The sequence below is a fragment of the Frankia alni ACN14a genome (assembly GCF_000058485.1).
GTDB lineage: Bacteria > Actinomycetota > Actinomycetes > Frankiales > Frankiaceae > Frankia > Frankia alni.
This window is the reverse complement of the sequence record NC_008278.1, coordinates 2,258,721-2,277,464: the sequence shown is the minus strand read 5'-3', so window position 1 is coordinate 2,277,464 and position 18,744 is coordinate 2,258,721. Positions and strand designations below refer to the sequence as shown.

15 protein-coding genes are annotated in these 18,744 nt (G+C 73.6%); 5 read left to right on the top strand and 10 right to left on the bottom strand.

Annotated elements, in window-relative coordinates; translation table 11 throughout:
- Nucleotides 1-287: 287 nt before the first annotated feature.
- From FRAAL_RS09085 to FRAAL_RS09070, 4 genes are all read right to left on the bottom strand, one after another.
- Entirely contained in the window at nucleotides 288-1,346 is a 1,059-nt protein-coding gene (locus FRAAL_RS09085) for a lysylphosphatidylglycerol synthase transmembrane domain-containing protein (protein ID WP_011603255.1), read from the bottom strand.
- A gap of 146 nt (nucleotides 1,347-1,492) precedes the next feature.
- Entirely contained in the window at nucleotides 1,493-3,463 is a 1,971-nt protein-coding gene (dxs, locus tag FRAAL_RS09080; RefSeq protein WP_011603254.1) for a 1-deoxy-D-xylulose-5-phosphate synthase, read from the bottom strand.
- 157 nt (nucleotides 3,464-3,620) lie between these two features.
- On the bottom strand, nucleotides 3,621-5,366 hold the full coding sequence (locus FRAAL_RS09075) for a class I SAM-dependent RNA methyltransferase (RefSeq protein WP_011603253.1): 1,746 nt from the start codon (nucleotides 5,364-5,366) through the stop codon (nucleotides 3,621-3,623).
- Nucleotides 5,363-7,432, bottom strand: a complete 2,070-nt coding sequence (locus tag FRAAL_RS09070) for an APC family permease (protein ID WP_011603252.1) — start codon at nucleotides 7,430-7,432, stop codon at nucleotides 5,363-5,365. Before FRAAL_RS09070 ends, FRAAL_RS09075 begins: the two co-directional genes overlap by 4 nt.
- Nucleotides 7,433-7,596: 164 nt before the next feature.
- Here FRAAL_RS09070 and FRAAL_RS09065 point away from each other — a divergent pair, with 164 nt between their 5' ends.
- Together FRAAL_RS09065 and FRAAL_RS09060 are read left to right on the top strand one after the other, a co-directional pair.
- Nucleotides 7,597-8,259 carry a potassium channel family protein gene (locus FRAAL_RS09065; protein ID WP_041940330.1) on the top strand — a complete coding sequence of 221 codons (663 nt, stop codon included), beginning with the start codon at nucleotides 7,597-7,599 and terminating at the stop codon, nucleotides 8,257-8,259.
- Nucleotides 8,256-8,954 (top strand): potassium channel family protein, encoded by a 699-nt coding sequence (locus FRAAL_RS09060; protein WP_041939048.1) that lies wholly within the window; start codon nucleotides 8,256-8,258, stop codon nucleotides 8,952-8,954. The genes FRAAL_RS09065 and FRAAL_RS09060 overlap by 4 nt, the downstream gene beginning before the upstream one ends.
- On the opposite strand, the gene FRAAL_RS09055 is transcribed toward FRAAL_RS09060, so the two are convergent.
- The 4 genes from FRAAL_RS09055 to dut all read right to left on the bottom strand — a co-directional run bounded on the left by FRAAL_RS09055 (nucleotide 8,944) and on the right by dut (nucleotide 11,617).
- Complete coding sequence (locus FRAAL_RS09055; RefSeq protein WP_011603249.1) at nucleotides 8,944-9,699, bottom strand: DUF3159 domain-containing protein; 756 nt, start codon at nucleotides 9,697-9,699, stop codon at nucleotides 8,944-8,946. The genes FRAAL_RS09060 and FRAAL_RS09055 overlap by 11 nt on opposite strands.
- A gap of 45 nt (nucleotides 9,700-9,744) precedes the next feature.
- Nucleotides 9,745-10,131 (bottom strand): OB-fold nucleic acid binding domain-containing protein, encoded by a 387-nt coding sequence (locus FRAAL_RS09050; protein ID WP_041939047.1) that lies wholly within the window; start codon nucleotides 10,129-10,131, stop codon nucleotides 9,745-9,747.
- A gap of 153 nt (nucleotides 10,132-10,284) precedes the next feature.
- A complete protein-coding gene (locus tag FRAAL_RS09045) occupies nucleotides 10,285-10,998 on the bottom strand; it encodes a DUF3710 domain-containing protein (protein WP_011603247.1) in 714 nt (237 codons plus the stop codon).
- Complete coding sequence (gene dut, locus FRAAL_RS09040; RefSeq protein ID WP_011603246.1) at nucleotides 10,979-11,617, bottom strand: dUTP diphosphatase; 639 nt, start codon at nucleotides 11,615-11,617, stop codon at nucleotides 10,979-10,981. The genes FRAAL_RS09045 and dut overlap by 20 nt, the downstream gene beginning before the upstream one ends.
- Nucleotides 11,618-12,017: 400 nt before the next feature.
- Here dut and FRAAL_RS09035 point away from each other — a divergent pair, with 400 nt between their 5' ends.
- Together FRAAL_RS09035 and FRAAL_RS09030 are read left to right on the top strand one after the other, a co-directional pair.
- Nucleotides 12,018-12,326, top strand: coding sequence for a DUF4235 domain-containing protein (locus FRAAL_RS09035; protein WP_041939046.1), 309 nt, complete (start codon nucleotides 12,018-12,020; stop codon nucleotides 12,324-12,326).
- Nucleotides 12,327-12,399: 73 nt separating this feature from the next.
- Complete coding sequence (locus FRAAL_RS09030; RefSeq protein ID WP_041939045.1) at nucleotides 12,400-12,918, top strand: gamma carbonic anhydrase family protein; 519 nt, start codon at nucleotides 12,400-12,402, stop codon at nucleotides 12,916-12,918.
- On the opposite strand, the gene FRAAL_RS09025 is transcribed toward FRAAL_RS09030, so the two are convergent.
- The gene (locus FRAAL_RS09025) at nucleotides 12,915-14,051 is read right to left on the bottom strand and encodes a sigma-70 family RNA polymerase sigma factor (protein WP_050997342.1); all 1,137 of its coding nucleotides are present in this window, start codon (nucleotides 14,049-14,051) and stop codon (nucleotides 12,915-12,917) included. The two genes, FRAAL_RS09030 and FRAAL_RS09025, sit on opposite strands and share 4 nt — an antisense overlap.
- Before the next feature lie 400 nt (nucleotides 14,052-14,451).
- On the opposite strand from FRAAL_RS09025, the gene FRAAL_RS09020 reads away from it, so the two are divergent.
- Nucleotides 14,452-15,834, top strand: coding sequence for a nitrate/nitrite transporter (locus FRAAL_RS09020; RefSeq protein ID WP_041939044.1), 1,383 nt, complete (start codon nucleotides 14,452-14,454; stop codon nucleotides 15,832-15,834).
- Between the two features lie 35 nt (nucleotides 15,835-15,869).
- On the opposite strand, the gene valS is transcribed toward FRAAL_RS09020, so the two are convergent.
- Nucleotides 15,870-18,590 carry a valine--tRNA ligase gene (gene valS, locus FRAAL_RS09015; RefSeq protein WP_011603241.1) on the bottom strand — a complete coding sequence of 907 codons (2,721 nt, stop codon included), beginning with the start codon at nucleotides 18,588-18,590 and terminating at the stop codon, nucleotides 15,870-15,872.
- Between the last annotated feature and the right edge of the window lie 154 nt (nucleotides 18,591-18,744).

Here is an 18,744-nt window from a genome sequence, read left to right as displayed (position 1 = left end):
CTCGCTGCCCTGGCCGCTCATGCGTCTCCCTCGTGGCCGGTCGAACCGTCGGTTCTCGATCCGGTCGCCCCGTCACCCATCACATCATCCTGCTCAAATGGGCAAGATGGGCGGGGCGGAGGAGATCTCAGGGGCGGACGGGGACACCAGACGGCCCAGTGGCCAGAGCAGGCGACGGACTACGTGCGTCTCGCGCGGTCCGGGCCCGTGAACCGTGCGTTTTCCCACCGCGAGACATCCCCGGCCCCACTCCAAGGGGGCCGTCTGATCTCCATCGGATACGCAGGCTAGCGGCGCGTCACCGGATCCGGCAGAGGATCGGCGGCCGGCTCCGCCGGCAGAGGATCGGCGGCCGGCTCCTCAGGCAGCGCCCCGGGCCCGGGCCCCGGCACACCCCGTCCGCGCAGGGCCACGCCGATGCCGGCCCACACCAGGTCGGCGACGGTGGCCAGCAGCCGGGCCACCAGGGCGACGAGCGTGGCGGGACCGCCCGCGACGGCGGGCGCGAGCGCGAGCACGAGCACCGCCTCACGGACGCCCGCGCCGGCCGGAACGACCAGCACCAGGAAGCCGGCGGTCCAGGCCAGGGCGTAGGCGCCGACCGAGAGCAGCAGCAGCCGCCCCCCACCGACCTCGGGGTCGAGATCGCGCACGAGCAGCCAGGTCGCCAGGCCGTACCAGCAGAAGCTGACCAGCAGCCAGCCGGCGCCGGCGGCGATGGGACGCAGCGTCAGCGGCTCGTCGAGCGGCGCGCGGCGCAGCAGCCGGAATCCCAGCGCCAGCAGCCGGGACAGCACCGACGGGTAGAGCACGACGGCGAACACCGGCACGGCGGCCAGCGCCCACCAGTAGCTCGTGAGCGCGTCAGCGGAGACGAACGGGAGGGTCACGGCGGCGGCGAGGCCCCCGCTGGGCACGGCGAGGGCCAGCACGACCAGGCTCGCCGAGGCCGCCTTCGGCCGGGATACGCCGTAGTCGCGGGAAAGCTCCATCTGGGCGAGGACCGGCCACACGCTGCCGGGGATGTACTTCCCGATCTGGCCCACGAAGAAGATGCGTACCGCCGCCCGCAGCGGCAGTTCGGCGCCGAGCCCGGCCAGCAGCGCCCGCCAGGACAGCACCGTCGTCCCGACGGCGAGGACGGTCGCGATACCCGAGGCGACGACGCTGCCGACGGTGAGCAGGCGGAACGACTCCCGCACGTCGTTCCACTGGCTGACCAGGGCCACCACCAGCAGGCCGAGGGCCACCGCCAGCGCACCGCGCACGAGCCACCAGCGCGCCCCGCGCCCGGACCGGTGAGCGGAGACGGCCGCCGGCTCGCCCGACGCGGTGTGCTGACCCACCGGGCCAGCCTAGGCCGGGATCCCGACCGCCGGCTCGCCGGCCCCCGCCACCGGCCCCGTCGGGCGGCGCGCAGACGGGGGCGCCCCACCGCCGGGGGTGCCGGTGGTGGGGCGCCGCATCCGCGAGCAGCGGTGGGTAGCGACGATCAGTGCTGGTCGGCGACCTGCTCGCCGCTGCGCTGCGCGCCCGGGGAGGCCTGGCCCGCGGCCACGGCCGGGTCGCCCTCCAGCGCGGGCTGGCGCTTCGCGATGGCCTCGACGACCTTGCGGGCGAGGTCCTGCGGGGCGAGGCCGACCTCGGCGATGACCTCGTCACGCTTACCGTGGTCGAGGAAGCGCTGGGCGATGCCGAAGTCACGCAGCGGCACGTCGACGTCGGCGTCGCGCAGCAACTGGGCCAGCGACGACCCGACCCCGCCGACGCGGCCGTTGTCCTCGACGGTGACGACGAGGTCGTGGTCGCGGGCCAGGTCCACCAGCACGGTGGGCAGCGGCTTGACCCACCGGGGGTCGACGACGGTGATGCCGATGCCCTGGCTGGCGACCAGGCGGGCCACCTCCAGGCAGGTGGCGGCCATCGCGCCCACGGAGACGAGCAGCACCTCGCGGTGCTGCGCCACCGCCGGCGAGCGGAACAGCACGTCCACCCCGCCGACGGTGTCGATCGCCGGCACGTCCGCGGCCACCTTGCCCTTGGGGAAGCGCACCACGGTCGGCTTGTCGGTGGTCTCGACGGCCTCCCGCAGCTCGGCGCGCAGGGACGGCGCGTCCCGGGGGGCGGCGATCGCCAGGCCGGGCACGACCTGCAGGAACGACATGTCCCACATGCCGTTGTGCGACGCGCCGTCCTCACCGGTCACCCCGGCCCGGTCGAGCACGAACGTCACCGGCTGGCTGTGCAGGGCGACGTCCATGAGGACCTGGTCGAAGGCACGGTTGAGGAACGTCGCGTACAGGCACACGACCGGCTTGAGCCCGCCCATCGCGAGTCCGGCGGCCGAGGTGACGGCGTGCTGCTCGGCGATGCCCACGTCGAACACCCGGTCGGGGTAGGCCTTGGCGAACGGGCCGAGGCCGACCGGCTGGAGCATCGCGGCCGTCATGGTGACCACGTCGGGCCGCTCGGCGCCGATCTGGACGATCTCGTCGGAGAAGACGTTCGTCCAGCTCGTCGTCTTCGACGTGGACACCGGCTTGCCGGTGACCGGGTCGATGACGCCGACGCCGTGGAAGTTGTCGGCGTCGTCCTGCTCGGCCGGCGGGTAGCCGAAGCCCTTGCGGGTGACGCAGTGGACGATGACCGGCCCGCCGAAGCTGCGGGCGCGGCGCAGGGCGGACTCGACCGCGACGACGTCGTGACCGTCGACGGGGCCGACGTACTTCAGCCCGAGGTCCTCGAACATCCCCTGCGGCTGGACGACGTCCTTGATGCCCTTCTTGATGCCGTGCAGCGCGTCGAACAGCGGCGCGCCGACGAGCGGCGTGCGGCCGAGGACCTGCTTGACGACGTCGAGGACCTGCTCGTACTCGGGGGCGAGGCGCAGGGCGGCCAGATGGTCGGCGAGGCCGCCGATCGTCGGCGCGTAGGACCGGCCGTTGTCGTTGACGACGACGACGACGGGGCGGTCGTCCGCCGCGATGTTGTTGAGGGCCTCCCAGCACATGCCGCCGGTCAGCGCGCCGTCACCGACGACCGCGACGACGGCCCGGTCCTCCCCGCGCAGCGCATAGGCGCGCGAGAGCCCGTCGGCGTAGGACAGCGCGGTCGAGGCGTGCGAGTTCTCGATGATGTCGTGCTCGGACTCGGCCCGGCTGGGGTAGCCCGAAAGGCCACCCCGCTGGCGCAGCCCGTCGAAATCGCCCGACCGGCCGGTGAGAATCTTGTGGACATACGACTGGTGGCCGGTGTCCCAGAGGATGCGGTCAAACGGCGAATCAAACACTCGGTGTATCGCCAGCGTCAGCTCGACGGCACCGAGATTTGGTCCGAGGTGGCCTCCGGTACGCGCGACGGCGTGAATGAGGAAATCACGGATCTCGGCCGCCAGGGTGCCGAGCTCCTCATGGTCGAGGCGCTTGACGTCCTGGGGACAGCTGATCGTGGACAGAAGCGACACGGCGTGAACTCCCTCTCCCGAAAGGGGATCGGTCCGGGTCCGGCAAAGTCTACGCAGCTCCCCCGCGCGCTCGCAGACGGGCTGACGACATGTGAGTTCCTCGTGGATGGGGAGGCAATAGACCTGCTTGCGGTAAAATGCAGCCCCGGCTCGCACACTATTGGTCGGGATGCGGGTACGCAGACGCACCGCGCGCCCCGGCGTGGCGCGCGGACGACACGCCGGGGCGACCGGGTGGCGGCGGAGCCGACCGATCGGTCCTGGCGGCGACCGTCCCCCCCACCTGCCGTACGGATTCGGTCACAGCGGGTTCGGTAACACGTGGCTTCAACAGGGCCACACATTCGACGTGCGCGGTCATCGGAAACAGGTCGAACGCACGTAGTGAGACCAGCTCGTAACCGGATTCGGAGGCGGCAGCCAGATCCCGGCCCAGGGCGACCGGGTCGCATGCGACATACGCGACGGCACGCGGGTGGTGGGCGAGCAGCGCGGCCATCACGGCGGGCCCCGCCCCCGTGCGCGGCGGGTCCAGCACGGCGATGTCGACGCGGCCGGCCGTCGGTCCGCTGCCGATCACCCCGCGCACCGTCGCCGGGGTCACCCGCACCGAGCGCAGCGAGACCTGGGGCAGGTCGGCGAGGCTGCGGGCGGCGGCGGCGACCGCCGCGGCGTCGGACTCCATCGCGACCACGCGGCCGCCGGAACCGACGTCGACGGCGAGGAACGCGGCGAACAGACCGGCCCCCGCATACAGGTCGAGCGCGGTCTCGCCGGGACCGGGTCGCAACGCGTCGCGCACGGCGGCGACCAGTACCCGCGGGGCACCCGGGTGGACCTGCCAGAACACGTCCGGCCCGAGCTGGAACCGCCGCTGCTCCACCGTCTCGACGACCTCGCCCGGCGCCGGCGCCACCCCGGCCGGATGCACGGCGACGGCCACCTGGCCGGTGGAGGAACTCGCGGCGACCTCGACCGCGTCGGCGCCGGGGAACCGGCGCCCGGCCAGCGCCGCGGCCACGAGCGGATGGGCGATGCGGCAGTCCGGGGTGGCGACCACCTGGTGGGAACGGCTGGCCCGCAGCCCGATCTCGCCCCGCGCGGTGACGGCGAAGCGCATCCGGGTCCGCCAACCCAGACCGTCGTCCGCGCCGCCGCCCGCCCCGCCACCGCCGGACGGGTCGCCCTCGCCGTCGACGGGCACCGCCTCGACGACCACTCGCACAGGCACGGTGGACGTCACCGGCACGGCGGACGTCACCGGCACGGCGGACGTCACCGGCACGGCGGACGCGCCGGGAACGGCGGACGCGCCGGGCAGGACCGGCCCGGGATGGGCTTCGGGGTCGACCTCGGCGTCCAGCCCACCGAAACGGCGCAGGGCCTCTGCGATCACCTCGGCCTTGCCCCGGCGCTGCGCCGCGAGGTCGGCGTGTTGCCAGTCGCAGCCCCCGCAGGCGCCGGGACCGGCATGCGGGCAGGGCGCCGCCACCCGCTGCGGCGCGGGGGTGAGGATGTCGACGGCGTCGGCGCGCCAGTAGCGGTCGTGGGAGTCGTCGGTGACCCGGGCCCGGACGCGCTCTCCGGGCAGCGCATGGCGGACGAACACGACCCGTCCGCCCGCGCGCGCCACACAGAACCCGCCGTGGGCCACCTGCCCCACCACCAGCTCGATGATCGAACCCACCGCGGTCGCCGCATCGGCGTCGGCCCTCGCCGGACCGGCCGCCTGCCCTGTCGCACCGGCCGCTTTCCCCGCCGGACCGGCCGTTTTGCCCGCCGAACCGGCCGTTCTGCCCGCCGGACCGGCTGCATTCCCCGCCGAACCGGCAGTTTTCCCCGCCGAAGCAGAGTGAGGACGGGTGGCAGGCCCGCCGGCCGGCCGGCGGCGAGCGGGGGTCACTCCCGCTCCACCGGCGTCGACCCGGCAGCGGCGGGGCCGGCCGCGCCCGTGGACCCGCGGGTCGCCTCCAGGGTGGCGGGGCCCGGCAGGGCGGCTCGGCCACGGCGCACCGCGCCCGCACCGGTCCGCTCCACCCGCCGCTCCGCGCCGCTGGACGAGGCGAGCTGCCAGGGCACGCTGGTGACCATCACCCCGGGCTGGAACAGCAGCCGGGCCTTGAGCCGCAGCGCGCTCTGGTTGTGCAGCAGGTGCTCCCACCAGTGCCCGACGACGTACTCCGGGACGTAGACGGCCACGACGTCGCGGGGGCTCTCCCGCCGCATTCGGGCGACGTAGTCCAGCACCGGGCGGGTGACCTCCCGGTAGGGGGAGGCGAGCACCACCAGATCGATGCTGATGCCCCGCTCCGCCCACGCGGCGCGCAGGCGGTCGGCGTCGGCCTGGTCCACGGCGACGGTGAGCGCGACGAGGCTGTGCGGCCGGGACGCCTTGGCGTAGGCCAGCGCCCGCAGCGTCGGCGCGTGGATCTTGCTGACGAGAACCACGGCCCGGATCCGCGAGGGCAGGGTCGGGGGGCCCGGCTCCGGGGTGAGCTCGACGGCGACCCGGTCGTAGTGGCTCCGGATCCCCCGCATGCCGAGAAAGATGATCGGGATGGCCAGGCAGACGATCCAGGCGCCGTGGGTGAACTTCGTGATGAGCACGAGGACCAGCACGGTGCCGGTGAGGCAGGCGCCGACGAAGTTGATCGTCTGCGAGCGGCGGATCCGCCGGCGGGCGGCGGGATCGGGCGCGGCCGGGCCGGTCGAGCGCAGGATGCGCGCCCAGTGCCGCACCATCCCGGTCTGGCTCAGGGTGAACGAGATGAACACCCCGAGGATGTACAGCTGGATCAGGGCGGTGACCTGCGCGTGGTAGAAGATGATCAGCACGATCGCGAAGCCGGCCAGCAGGACGATCCCGTTGGAATACGCCAGCCGGTCGCCGCGGGTGTGCAGCTGGCGAGGCAGGTAACCGTCACGCGCGAGGATCGAGCCCAGCACCGGGAAGCCGTTGAAGGCGGTGTTCGCGGCGAGCATGAGGATGAGCGTGGTGACGGTGGCGATGTAGACGAAGCCCGGCGAACCGTCACCGAAGACGGCCGCGGCGACCTGGGCGATGACCGTCGGCTGCTCGCCGCTGGCGCCGACCAGGTCCTTCGTGTGCTCGGCCACGTGCACGTCCGAGATGAGAGCCAGGGCGGTCACGCCGGCGAACATGGCGACCGCGATGACGCCCATGAGCAGCAGGGTGGTCGCGGCGTTGCGGCTCTTGGGCTTCTGGAACGCCGGCACGCCGTTGCTGATCGCCTCCACGCCGGTGAGCGCGGTGCAGCCCGAGGCGAACGCCCGCAGGACCAGGAAGGCCAGGGCCAGCCCGGCATAGTCGTGCTCGGCGACCACGTGGTAGCCCGCGCTCTCGGCCCGCGGGGTGTGACCGACCGCCGTCTTGATCAGGCCGGTCACGATCATCACGGCGACGCCGGCCACGAAGCCGTAGGTCGGGATGGCGAAGGCGGTCCCGGACTCGCGCACGCCACGCAGGTTCATCATCGTCAGCACGATGACGATCACGACGGCGATGATGACCTTGTGCGGAGCCAGCGCGGTGACCGCCGATGTCAGGTTCGCGACACCCGCCGACACCGACACCGCGACCGTCAGCACGTAGTCGACGAGAAGGGCGCTGCCGACGAGCAGGCCGGCGCGGGGGCCGAGGTTGGTCGAGACGACCTCGTAGTCGCCGCCGCCGCTCGGGTAGGCGTGCACGTTCTGCCGGTAGGAGGCGACCACCGTCAGCATGAGCACGATGACGGCGCCGGCCAGCCACGGCGAGAGGTGATAGAAAGCCAACCCGCCCAGTGACAGGACGAGCAGGATCTCCTCCGTTGCGTAGGAGACCGACGACAGGGCGTCACTGGCGAAAACGGGCAACGCGACGCGCTTGGAGAGCAATGTCTCCCCGAGCCGGTCGCTCCCGATCGGTCGACCGACGAAACCGCGCTTCAGGCGGTCCGTGAGCGCCACGCGGCGATGCTACCGATGTCGGCTACCGCTACACGCAACTGTGACGTGGCACACACAAACCCGTGTCGGTTGGGGTCACGCGCCCGAGGGTGGCGGATCTCCGTATACAGAGCACTCCGGTGACGATCCGCGCCGCGCGGGCGGGATCCGACTACGCTCCCCTCGTGCATGTCGTGATCCTCGGTTGTGGCCGGGTCGGCTCCGCCCTCGCCCGCGGTGTCGAGCGGCTCGGCCACTCGGTAGCGATCATCGACCAGAACGCGGCCGCGTTCGGCCGGCTGGACGCGACCTTCGCCGGCCAGCGCGTCACCGGGATGGGCTTCGACCGCGACACCCTCGTCGAGGCGGGCATCGAGCGGGCCGCCGCGTTCGCCGCCGTGTCCAGCGGGGACAACTCGAACATCATCGCGGCGCGGGTCGCCCGGGAGATGTTCGGGGTCGAGCGGGTCGTGGCGCGCATCTACGACCCCCGCCGCGCCGAGGTCTACGAGCGACTCGGCATCCCCACCGTCGCGACCGTGCGCTGGACCCGCGACCAGATCCTCGGCCGGCTGCTCCCGGACGCCGTGACCGCGCAGTGGTCCGATCCGTCCGGTTCGGTGCTGCTGACCGCGATCCCGCCCGGGGCCGCCTGGGCGGGCCGCAAGCTGCGCGAGCTGGAGGAGGCGGCGGGGGTCCGGGTCGTCTGCGTCACCCGGTTCGGCGAGGGCGTGCTGCCCGACGCCCGCACCCTCGTTCAGGACGGCGACGTGCTGCACGTGGCCGTGACGAAGGCCCGGGCCACCGCGGCCGACACGGTGCTGCGCACCGGTCCGGAGGAAAAGTGACGTCGAGCGTGCGCCGGGTGGTGATCGCGGGGGCGGGCAAGGTGGGCCGTTCCATCGCCGCCGAACTGCTGGAGAACGGCTCCGAGGTGCTCATCATCGAGCGGGACCCGCAGAAGATCCGCGCCGACGCGCTGCCCGACGCCCGGTGGCTGCTCGCCGACGCCTGCGAGCTGTCCCAGCTCGACGCCGCGGGGCTGAACGAATGCACCGTCCTGGTGGCGGCGACCGGGGACGACAAGGTCAACCTCGTCGTGTCGCTGCTGGCGAAGACCGAGTTCGGCGTGCCGCGGGTGGTCGCCCGGGTCAATCACCCCAAGAACGAGTGGCTGTTCACCGAGTCGTGGGGGGTCGACGTCGCCGTCTCCGCGCCGCGACTGCTCACCGCGCTGGTCGAGGAGGCCGTCAGCGTCGGCGACCTGGTGCGGCTCATGCGCTTCCGGCAGAGCGACGCCTCCCTCGTCGAACTCACCCTCGCCGAGGACGCGCCCGTGGTCGGCCTGCGCATCAGCGAGATCACCCTGCCGCCGGACACCGCCCTCGTGGTGATCCTGCGCGACGGGCGGGCGGTCATCCCCTCCCCGGACGCGACGCTGGAACACGGCGACGAGGTGCTCGCGGTCGCGACCAGCTCGGAGGCCGAGGAGCAGCTCGCCGCCCTGCTCGGCCCCGTGCCCGAGCAGACCCTCAGGGGCTGACCCGACCGGCCGACCCCGGCGCCTCGGGGGACGGCCCGTCCGCCCGCACCACCTCGCCCTCGACCGCCTCACTCCCGACCCACTCACTCCCGACCACCTCGCCGTCGACCACGGCTGCGGCGGGCGGCTGCGGCGGAAGGGGGGCTAGCCGGCGCACGATGGCGAAGCTGGCGAGGACGGCGAGGCCGAACAGCGGCAGGCCGAGCGCGATGTTCGCCGCCGCCAGCCAGCCGGACTCGTCGGCGAGGTAGAGCACGCCCTGCACGCCGAAGCGCAGGGCGAACACGGCGCCCCAGACCAGCGTCGCCCACACCGCCGCCCGCCGCTGGCGGGAATCGTTCTGCCAGCCCACGTAGCGGGCGTCCAGGCCGGCCATCAGATAGCCGGCGATCGGCCGGCGCAGCACCACGGACAGCAGCGCCACGACGACGCCGACGGCGTTCTTCGCGATACCGGGGAGGAAGAACCCCTTCGCGTCGCCGGTGCGTGAGGCGACGAACGCCGCGACCGCGACGGCGAACAGGCCGGAGAACGTCTGCTGCGTCGGTTCGTGCCGCACGATGCGCAGGACGAGCAGGGCAAGCGCGGCGGCGACGGCGACGGCGATGCCGGCGGTCAGCCCGGCCTCGGCGTTCACCGTCACGAACGCCACGGTCGGGATGGAGCTGTCGATGATCCCCCGGGGCCCGCCGATGGCCTCGGACATCGTCATCGGCGGTGCGTCGGGGGTGGGCAGTCGTGGCATCGTCGATGGGGATCCTGTCGGTAGGGGCCGGTTCCCCGCCCGAACCTAGGCGCTCGCGGAGGGGACCGGGAGAAGTTCGTATCGCGGATTGAAGATGCTCGGGCGACCCTCCTGCACGGTGATGCGACCGGAAGCCTTCACCGAGGCGCCGGCCCGCAGGCCCGGGATGTCCCGGCGGCCCAGGAACACCAGCGTCACGGTGCCGCTGCCGTCGTAGATGTCGACCTCGAGGGTCGGCGCGCCGGCACGCGCGCGCACCGTCACCGCCTGGATGGTACCCGCGACGCATGTCTCGTCCCGGTCACGACAGCCGCTCATCGGGACGGCACCCGCCGCCGCGGACGCGGCCTGGAGATCCTCGGCGTCGAGCTCGTTCGTCCCCGCCGTCAGCCTGTGGAGCTTGCGCCCCCACCAACCGTGTGGCTCGCCCACGGCTCCTCCGTTCCCGCGCGAGCAACCCTGCCCGAACACGTCTGATGCAACGAATGACCGAGGCTCAGTGTGCCCGCGGCAAGCCGCACGATCGAGCGATCCACGTGCGGATACGTATTGTGTGCGGTGCAGGGCGGCGCGTGGCGCCCCGGGTCAGCGGAGCTCGGCGGTGCGGACGCCGGGCACCGGCATGCCGGGCCGTCCGCTCGTCGCCGCGGTCGCCGAGCCGCCGGGGCCGTCGGGATGGTCGGCGACCTCCCGGGGCAGGGTCAGCGGCAGGGGATCCCGCACCGGCATCGCGCCGTCGCCGCGGGACACCACGAGCTGGCGCAGCGTCTCGTCGAGCAGCGGCGCGGCCCCCGGCTCGCCCCCGGCCACGCCCGTCACCACGGCACGCAGGAACCAGCGCGGGCCGTCGACGCCCATCATCCGGCCGGGAACGGTCTCGCCCGGGCGGCCGGTGGGCAGCAGCATCCGCAGCTCGGGCCCGAACGGGCCGTTCGCCTCGCGACCGCCGGCCGCCTCGATCGTCGTCAGGATCTCGGCGCGCACCTCGTCCCACAGGCCGCTGCTCTTGGGCGCGGCGAAGACCGACAGCTCCATCGCGCTGCGCCCGTCGGTGATGAGCACCGTCAACGGCTGGCCGGTCGCCTCCTCCACCTGGAACTGCACCTGCACGCCCGGCAGCGCCGGGATCCGCAACGAGCCGAGGTCGAGCCGGTGGAGATCGTCCTGCGGCGCCTCGGTGACGTCGTAGGGACCGTCCGCCATCACCGATGCGGCCTCGGCGACCGGCGCACGCCGCTCGGAAGCCTCGACCCGGGACGCCTCGCGCTGATCGGATTCCCTACGCCCGCGGCCGAACACCACCGGACTCCCTTCCCGCCCCCCCGGGCGTCCCCGCGCCGACCCCGGCACCGGGACCCTCCGTCGAGCCGAAGCCACCCGTCGATCCGAACCCACCGCTGCCGCGCACCGAGGCGGGCAGCTCGTCCACGTCGCGGAAGACGGCATGCTCCACACGCTGCACCACGAGCTGGGCGATCCGGTCGCCCCTACGCAACGTGATCGGATCGGATCGATCGGTATTGATGAGAACTACTTTGATTTCACCACGGTAACCGGCGTCGACCGTGCCGGGCGCGTTGACCACCGTCACGCCGTGCCGCGCGGCCAGGCCGCTGCGCGGATGCACGAAGGCCGCGTAGCCCGCCGGCAGCGCGATCGCCAGGCCCGTGCCGACGACGGCCCGCTCGCCCGGCGCGAGGGTCACATCCTGCGTGGTCACCAGGTCCGCGCCCGCGTCGGACGGCTGGGCGTACGCCGGCGGCGCCACCGCACGGTCCAGCCGGCGCACGAGGACCTCCACCCGCCCCGCCGCCACGGTCTCGGTGGCCACCGCCACGGTCTCGGCCACCGTTTCGGGCACGGCGGGCCCGGCCGGTGCCTGCGGGGCCGCGGGGATCGTCTGATCGGGGGCGGTCATGGTCTGGTCTCCTGCCTGGACGGGCCGAACGGGGAGGTGAGCCGAACGGGGAGATTGAGCCGAACGGGGAGGTCAATCTCCGCCGCCGAGTGCCGCCGACCGCCACCGACGAGCGCCGACCGACGACCGACGACCGACGACCGACGACCGACGATGGTCGACCACCGTCGACCGCCGACGGCATCCGCCGCGCCGGATGTCCGCGATCCGCGAGTTGAACCTTAGGCCATCCCTGGCTCGCCACCCGCGGTGCGCCCCGCGTGCCGGCGGGACCGCCCGGTCGTGATCGGATAGGGACCACCGGCGGCCCACCCAGGTCGGCGGGGGGTAACCGGGGCCACCGGGGTAAGGACAACACGGCGGGCCAGTGCGGCCCGCGGCGCAGAACGAGAGGTGTGGGGTGGCGAAAGCGGCATCGAAGCTGGGATGGAAGGTCGTCGGCGGAGCGGCGACGGCGCTCGCGGGCACGGCCGCCAGCCGCGGGGTCACGGCCGTGTACCGCAAGGTGCGCAAGTCAGACCCGCCGGTCAACCCGGCGGACCCGGACACCGCCTGGGCGGAGGCGATCGCCTGGGCGGCGATCTCCGGCCTGGCGATCGGGCTCGGCCGGCTCGCGGCGGAGCGGACGGTGGCCCGCGGCTGGGTCAGGGCGACGGGCTCCCCGCCGCCCGGCATGGTCCGTCCCGAGGTCTCCGCCTCGGAGGACTGAACCCACCCACCCGGCGGCCTCGACGGGCACGATGGAGGTCACTAGACGCGCCCGACGACCCGCGGGAGACCGGATGGCCGTGTACGCCCTGGGAGACGCCGTTCCCGTCATCGACCCGACGGCCTACGTCCACCCGGACGCCACCGTCATCGGCACGGTGACGATCGGCCCCGAGTCGACCGTGTGGCCGGGGGCGGTGCTGCGCGGCGACTACGGGTCGATCGTGATCGGCGCGCGCACCTCCGTCCAGGACGGCACGGTGATCCACGCGACCGAGGAGCTGGCGACCGTCGTCGGCGACGACTGCACGATCGGGCACCTCGTGCACCTGGAGGGCTGCGTCGTCGAGGACGGCTCGCTGATCGGATCCGGCTCGGTGGTCCTGCACCGGGTCCGGGTCGGGCGCGGCGGGCTGGTCGGGGCCGGGGCGGTCGTCGTGGGTGACACGGTCGTGCCGCCGGGCGGGCGGGCCCTCGGGATCCCGGCCAAGGTGCTGCCCGGCGGCCCGGACCAGGCCGGTCTCGCCGCGGGTGCCGCCGTCTACGTCGCGAACGGCAAGCGCTACCGCGACCAGCTACGCCGGATCGACTAGCCCGACGGGGTGGGGCCGACTGCGGTGCGTCCTGCCCGGTCCGGGCCCACAGACCGGGCACATCGCGCCGCACCGCCCACCGGAACCGCACCGCCCACCGGAACCGCACCGCCGGCCGGGGCCGCGGCGGGCAGGTGGCGCATCTTCTCCGGGTTCGCGACGATGTTGATCTCGACGATCCGGCCGCCCGCCACGTGCAGGCCGGCGAGGTAGCGCAGGACGTCGCCCTCGAAGCTGGCGAAGCCGGGTTCGCCGTTGACCTCGACCGGCTGGATCCGCACCCGCCCGTCGGCGCGCCGGGCCGCCTTGGCGAGGATGCCGAGCACGAACCGGGCGACCCGGTCGGCGCCCGCCACCGGCCGGCGGGCGGCCTGCGCGTTCCCCCCGCCGTCGCTGCGCAGGACGGCGTTCGGATCGAGCAGGGCCAGCAGCCCGTCGAGGTCGCCGCCGGCCGCCGCGGCGAAGAAGGCCTCGGCGACGCGACGCCGCGACGCCGGATCCGGGTCGAAGCGGACCGACCGGTCCCGGACGTGGCGCCGCGCCCGGCTGGCGAGCTGGCGGGCCGCGGCCGGGGTGCGCCCGGTGGCCGCGGCGATCTCGGCGAAGTCGTAGCCGAACACGTCGTGCAGGATGAAGGCGGTGCGCTCGGCCGGGCTGAGCGTCTCGAGCACGACCATCATCGCCATGCTCACCGACTCGGCGAGCGTCACCCGGTCGGCCGGGTCCGCCACCCGACCCCCGGTCGCGGGGTCGGCGCCGACCGGTACCGCCGCACCGGCGACGAACGCCGCGTCCACCACGGGCAAGCCGGCGTCTGCGCCGCCCCCGGTGCCGTCGCCGCCCGCGAACCCGTCGACGAACGGCTCGGGCAGCCAGGGCCCGACGTACCCCTCCCGGCGACCGCGGGCCGAGCGGAGCTGGTCCAGGCACAGCCGGCTGACCACCACGGTCAGCCAGGCGCGCAGGTCGGAGATCCGCCCGGCGTCGACCCGGCCGAGGCGCAGCCAGGCCTCCTGCACCGCGTCCTCGGCGTCGGCGAAGGAGCCCAGCAGGCGGTAGGCCACCCCCCGCAGGTGCGGACGCTCGGCCTCGAACGCCGCGGCCAGCGCCGAGGAACCGGCCGCGGCCGACATCCCTTCGGGCGCGGACACCTCGGCGGCAGCGGGCAGGTCGGCGGGGACGGCGCCGGGACCCTGCGTAGCTCGGCTCGGGACGGTTGTCATCGGCTCCTCCGCAGGTCTGAGGGACGCCATGAACCGGGCGTCACCGGCCCCGGCGGCCGGGCGCGGCACGCTCCCCCTCCCCCACCTGGACGAGATACCCGGCGCCGGTGTGACAAGCTCCGGCGGCCGGGCGAGACAGGCGGGACAGGCGGCGATCTCACGGACCGCCGGTGGCCCTCGGCCGCACGTCTCACCGCGCGGCTCCCGGCCGGGTGAGCGGATGTCTCAGAGAGTGTCACAGCTCGCGCGTCGCCGCGTAACGGTGCGTTCCTACGGTCGTGGCATCGCCCGCACCCCGGAGGATCATCACATGAGCGCCACGCTGGAAGGCGTCCCGACCACCGACCTCGCCCCGGCCGCGTCCCGCCGGGGCCGCTGGATCGACGACTGGCGGCCCGACGACCCGTCGTTCTGGCACCACGGCGGGTCCCGCATCGCCCGCCGCAATCTGATCTTCTCGATCCTGGCCGAGCACGTCGGCTTCTCGATCTGGTCGCTGTGGTCGGTGACGGTCCTGTTCCTCGGGCCGAAGTACCACATCGATCCCGCCGGGAAGTTCCTGCTGACGTCGCTGCCGACGCTGGTCGGCAGCGTGCTGCGCATCCCGTACACCTTCGCCGTCGCCCGCTTCGGCGGACGGAACTGGACGATCGTCAGCGCGCTGCTGCTGCTCGTCCCCACGATCCTCGCCGCGATCGTCCTCAAACCCGGTGTCTCGTACACCACGCTGCTGCTCGTCGCCGCGGTCGCGGGCGTCGGCGGCGGCAACTTCGCCTCGTCGATGACGAACATCAACGCCTACTACCCGGACCGGCTCAAGGGCCGGGCGCTCGGGCTCAACGCCGGCGGCGGGAACCTGGGCGTGGCCGCGATCCAGCTCGTCGCCCTGCTCGTGCTCGCCACGGCGGGCAAGGGCCACCCGCGGGTCGTCCTGGCGATCTACATCCCGCTGATCGTGCTGGTCGCGCTCGGTGCGGCGCTGTTCATGGACAACCTCTCCACGGCGCGCAACGACCGCGGCGCGATGCGCGAGGTCGCCCGCGACGGCCACACGTGGGTGATGTCGCTGCTCTACATCGGCACGTTCGGCTCGTTCATCGGCTTCGGCTTCGCCTTCGGCCAGGTGCTGCAGGTGCAGTTCGCCGACCGGTTCGACACCCCGATCAAGGCCGCCTACCTGACGTTCCTCGGGCCGCTGCTCGGCTCGCTGATCCGCCCGCTCGGCGGCCTGCTGGCCGACCGGTTCGGCGGCGCCCGCATCACGTTCGCGAACTTCGTGGCGATGGCCGCCGCGGCCGCGGCCGTGCTCGTCGCCTCGCTGACGGACTCGTTGGCCGGCTTCCTCGTCGGGTTCATCGCCCTGTTCGTCTTCAGCGGCGTCGGCAACGGGTCGACGTACAAGATGATCCCGGCGATCTTCCGGGCGAAGTCGCGCCTCGCCGTCGATGCCGGCGCCGACCCGCTGGCCGCCGATCGCGCCGCCCGGCGCCGCTCCGGCGCGCTGATCGGCCTGGCCGGCGCGATCGGCGCGTTCGGCGGCGTGCTGGTGAACCTGGCCTTCCGGCAGTCGTTCCTGAGCTACCGGTCCGGCGACGCGGCGTACATCTCCTTCATCGCCTACTACGCGCTGTGCTTCGCCCTCACCTGGTTCGTCTACCTGCGGCCCTCAGCCCGCCGCCTGAGCGGCATCTGACCGGGAAGGCGGCGGGTCGAGGCGGGGGCCGGGGTTCAGGCGAGGTCGACGGCGACGGCGATCTCGCCTGCGGCGGGGCTGAACGCGAGCTCGCGGATGCTGCCGGCGCTGCGCAGGTCGGCGGCCGCCGCTTCGACGAGGGCGACGAGGTCGGCATCCCCGCTGATCCGGGCGCTCGCGACCTCGGCCTTCATCGACGCCTTCGCCGCGGACTTGGCACGGCGCACGCCGGTGAGCGCCGCGCCGACGGCGTCGAGCAGCTCGGGGCGCCCGCCGTCGGCGAGCTTGCGGATCTCCGCCGGGTCCGGCCAGCTCGCCCGGTGCACCGAGCCCGGCCGCCACCAGGACCAGACCTCCTCGGTGACGAACGGCAGGACCGGGGCGAACAGCCGCAGCAGCACGGACAGCGCGACCGCGAGGGTGGTGTGCGCGGAGGCGGCGCCGGCGGCCCCGAACGAGCCGTAGGCCCGGCCCTTGACCAGCTCGACGTAGTCGTCGCAGAACCGCCAGAAGAACGACTCGGTGACCTCCAGGGCCCGCGCGTAGTCGTAGGTGTCGAGTGCGGCGGTCGCGGCGTCCACGACGTCGGCCAGCGCGGCGAGCAGCGCCCGGTCGAGCGGCTCGCCGACCGGCACGGCACCACCCACCGGCACGGCACCGTCCACCGGCACGGCACCGTCCACCGGCGCCGCCGTGCCGACCGTCGAGGCAGCGCCGGCGGCGGCATCGGAGGTCCCCGCCTCGCCCGTCGCCGGGGCGCCCGGGGGTGTCTCCTCGGCGGCGAGGCCCAGCGCGAAGCGGCTGGCGTTGAGGATCTTGATGGCGAGTCGGCGGCCGTTCTTCATCTGGCCGACGTCGAAGGCGGTGTCGGTGCCCGGCCGCCCGGACGCCGCCCAGTAGCGGACCGCGTCCGAACCGTGCTCCTCCAGCAGGCCCATCGGGGTGACGACGTTGCCCTTGGACTTCGACATCTTCTTGCGGTCCGGGTCGAGGATCCAGCCGGAGATCGCCGCGTTCGACCAGGGCAGCACGCCGAACTCGGCGTGGGCGCGGACCACGGTGGAGAACAGCCAGGTCCGGATGATCTCGTGGGCCTGGGGCCGCAGATCCATCGGGAACACGCGGGCGAACAGGTCCGGGTCGCTCTCCCAACCGCTGACGATCAGCGGGGTGAGCGAGGACGTCGCCCAGGTGTCCATCACGTCCGGGTCGGCGGCGAACCCGCCGGGCAGCCCCCGCTGGGCGTCGGTGTAGCCCGGCGGCACGTCGCTGGACGGGTCGACGGGCAGGGCCGCCTCGGGCGGCACGATCGGCGCGTCATAGCGCGGCGCGCCGGCGTCGTCGAGGGGATACCACACCGGGAACGGCACGCCGAAGAACCGCTGCCGGCTGATCAGCCAGTCGCCGTTGAGGCCGTCGACCCAGTTCTCGTAGCGGACCTTCATGTACTCCGGATGCCAGCGCAGCTCCTGGCCGCGGGCCCGCAGCGCGGCGCGCAGCGGCTCGTCCCGCCCACCGTTGCGGATGTACCACTGGCGGGTCGTGACGATCTCCAGCGGCCGGTCGCCCTTCTCGTAGAACTTGACCGGGTGGGCGATGGGCCGCGGCTCGCCGAGCAGCGCACCGGACTCGGCGAGCAGCTCCACGATGCGCGTGCGGGCGCTGTGCACGGTCTTGCCGGCGAGCTCGGCGTAGTGCGCGCGGCCCGCGGGCGAGGTGATCGCGGCCGGCGGCTCCGGCACGAGCCGGCCGTCGCGGCCGATCACGGCGCGGGCCGGCAGGCGCAGTTCCCGCCACCAGATGACGTCGGTCAGGTCACCGAAGGTGCAGATCATCGCGATGCCGGAACCCTTGTCGGGATCGGCGAGCCGGTGGGCGACGACCGGGACGTCGACGTCGAACAGCGGGCTACGCACCGTGGACCCGAACAGCGGCTGGTAGCGCGGGTCGTCCGGGTGGGCGACCAGGGCCACGCAGGCGGGCAGCAGCTCCGGTCGGGTCGTCTCGATCACCACCGGCTCCGCCCCGGCGCGGGGGAAGGCGAGGGTGTGGAAGGCACCGGGACGCTCCCGGTCCTCCAGCTCCGCCTGGGCGACCGCGGTGCGGAAGGTGACGTCCCACAGCGTCGGCGCCTCGGCCAGGTAGGCCTCGCCGCGGGCAAGATTGCGCAGGAACGCCCGCTGGGCGACGACGCGCGAGCGGGTGTCGATGGTGGCGTAGGTGTGCGACCAGTCGACGGACAGACCCAGGCGGCGCCAGAGCTCCTCGAAGCCCTTCTCGTCCTCCAGCGTCAACCGCTCGCACAGGTCGACGAAGTTGCGCCGCGAGATCGGCACCTGCTCCTTGCCCGGCTTCGCCGGCGGGGCGAAGTCCGGGTCGTAGGGCAGCGACGGGTCGCAGCGCACCCCGAAGTAGTTCTGCACCCGCCGCTCGGTGGGCAGCCCGTTGTCGTCGAAGCCCAGCGGGTAGAACACCTCACGGCCGCGCATCCGCTGGTAACGGGCGATGAGGTCGGTGTGCGTGTAGGAGAACACGTGGCCGACATGCAGCGAGCCGCTTACGGTCGGTGGCGGGGTGTCGATGGAGTACACCCGCCCCCGGTCGACCGTGCGGTCGAAGGTGTAGGTGCCCTCGTCCTGCCATACCGCCGACCAGCGCCCCTCGATGCCGTCGAGCGTGGGCTTCGCGGGAACCGCGCGAGCGGAGGGGGCGGGAACCGCGCGGGCGGAGCGATCAGTGCCGTCTGTGCCAACCACAGCGACGATCCTACGGGCGCGCCGATCGTGACCGCCGTGCCCGGCCCCCCGAGACGCCGCGCGTCCGCCTGGCGTGACCCCTTTCACCCGCCGGGATGCTCGCGTGCGACGCCACCTTGGCAGGATGAGCCCGAAACGGAAGCCGAAGCAGAAC

Excerpts from the sequence above, each read along its gene's own strand:
- FRAAL_RS09030 (WP_041939045.1), top strand. The coding sequence starts at position 12,400 with ATGGCCGTGTACGCCCTGGGAGACGCCGTTCCCGTCATCGACCCGACG.
- dut (WP_011603246.1), bottom strand. The coding sequence starts at position 11,617 with ATGACCGCCCCCGATCAGACGATCCCCGCGGCCCCGCAGGCACCGGCC.
- FRAAL_RS09020 (WP_041939044.1), top strand. The coding sequence starts at position 14,452 with ATGAGCGCCACGCTGGAAGGCGTCCCGACCACCGACCTCGCCCCGGCC.
- FRAAL_RS09025 (WP_050997342.1), bottom strand. The coding sequence starts at position 14,051 with ATGTCGGCCGCGGCCGGTTCCTCGGCGCTGGCCGCGGCGTTCGAGGCC.
- FRAAL_RS09055 (WP_011603249.1), bottom strand. The coding sequence starts at position 9,699 with ATGCCACGACTGCCCACCCCCGACGCACCGCCGATGACGATGTCCGAG.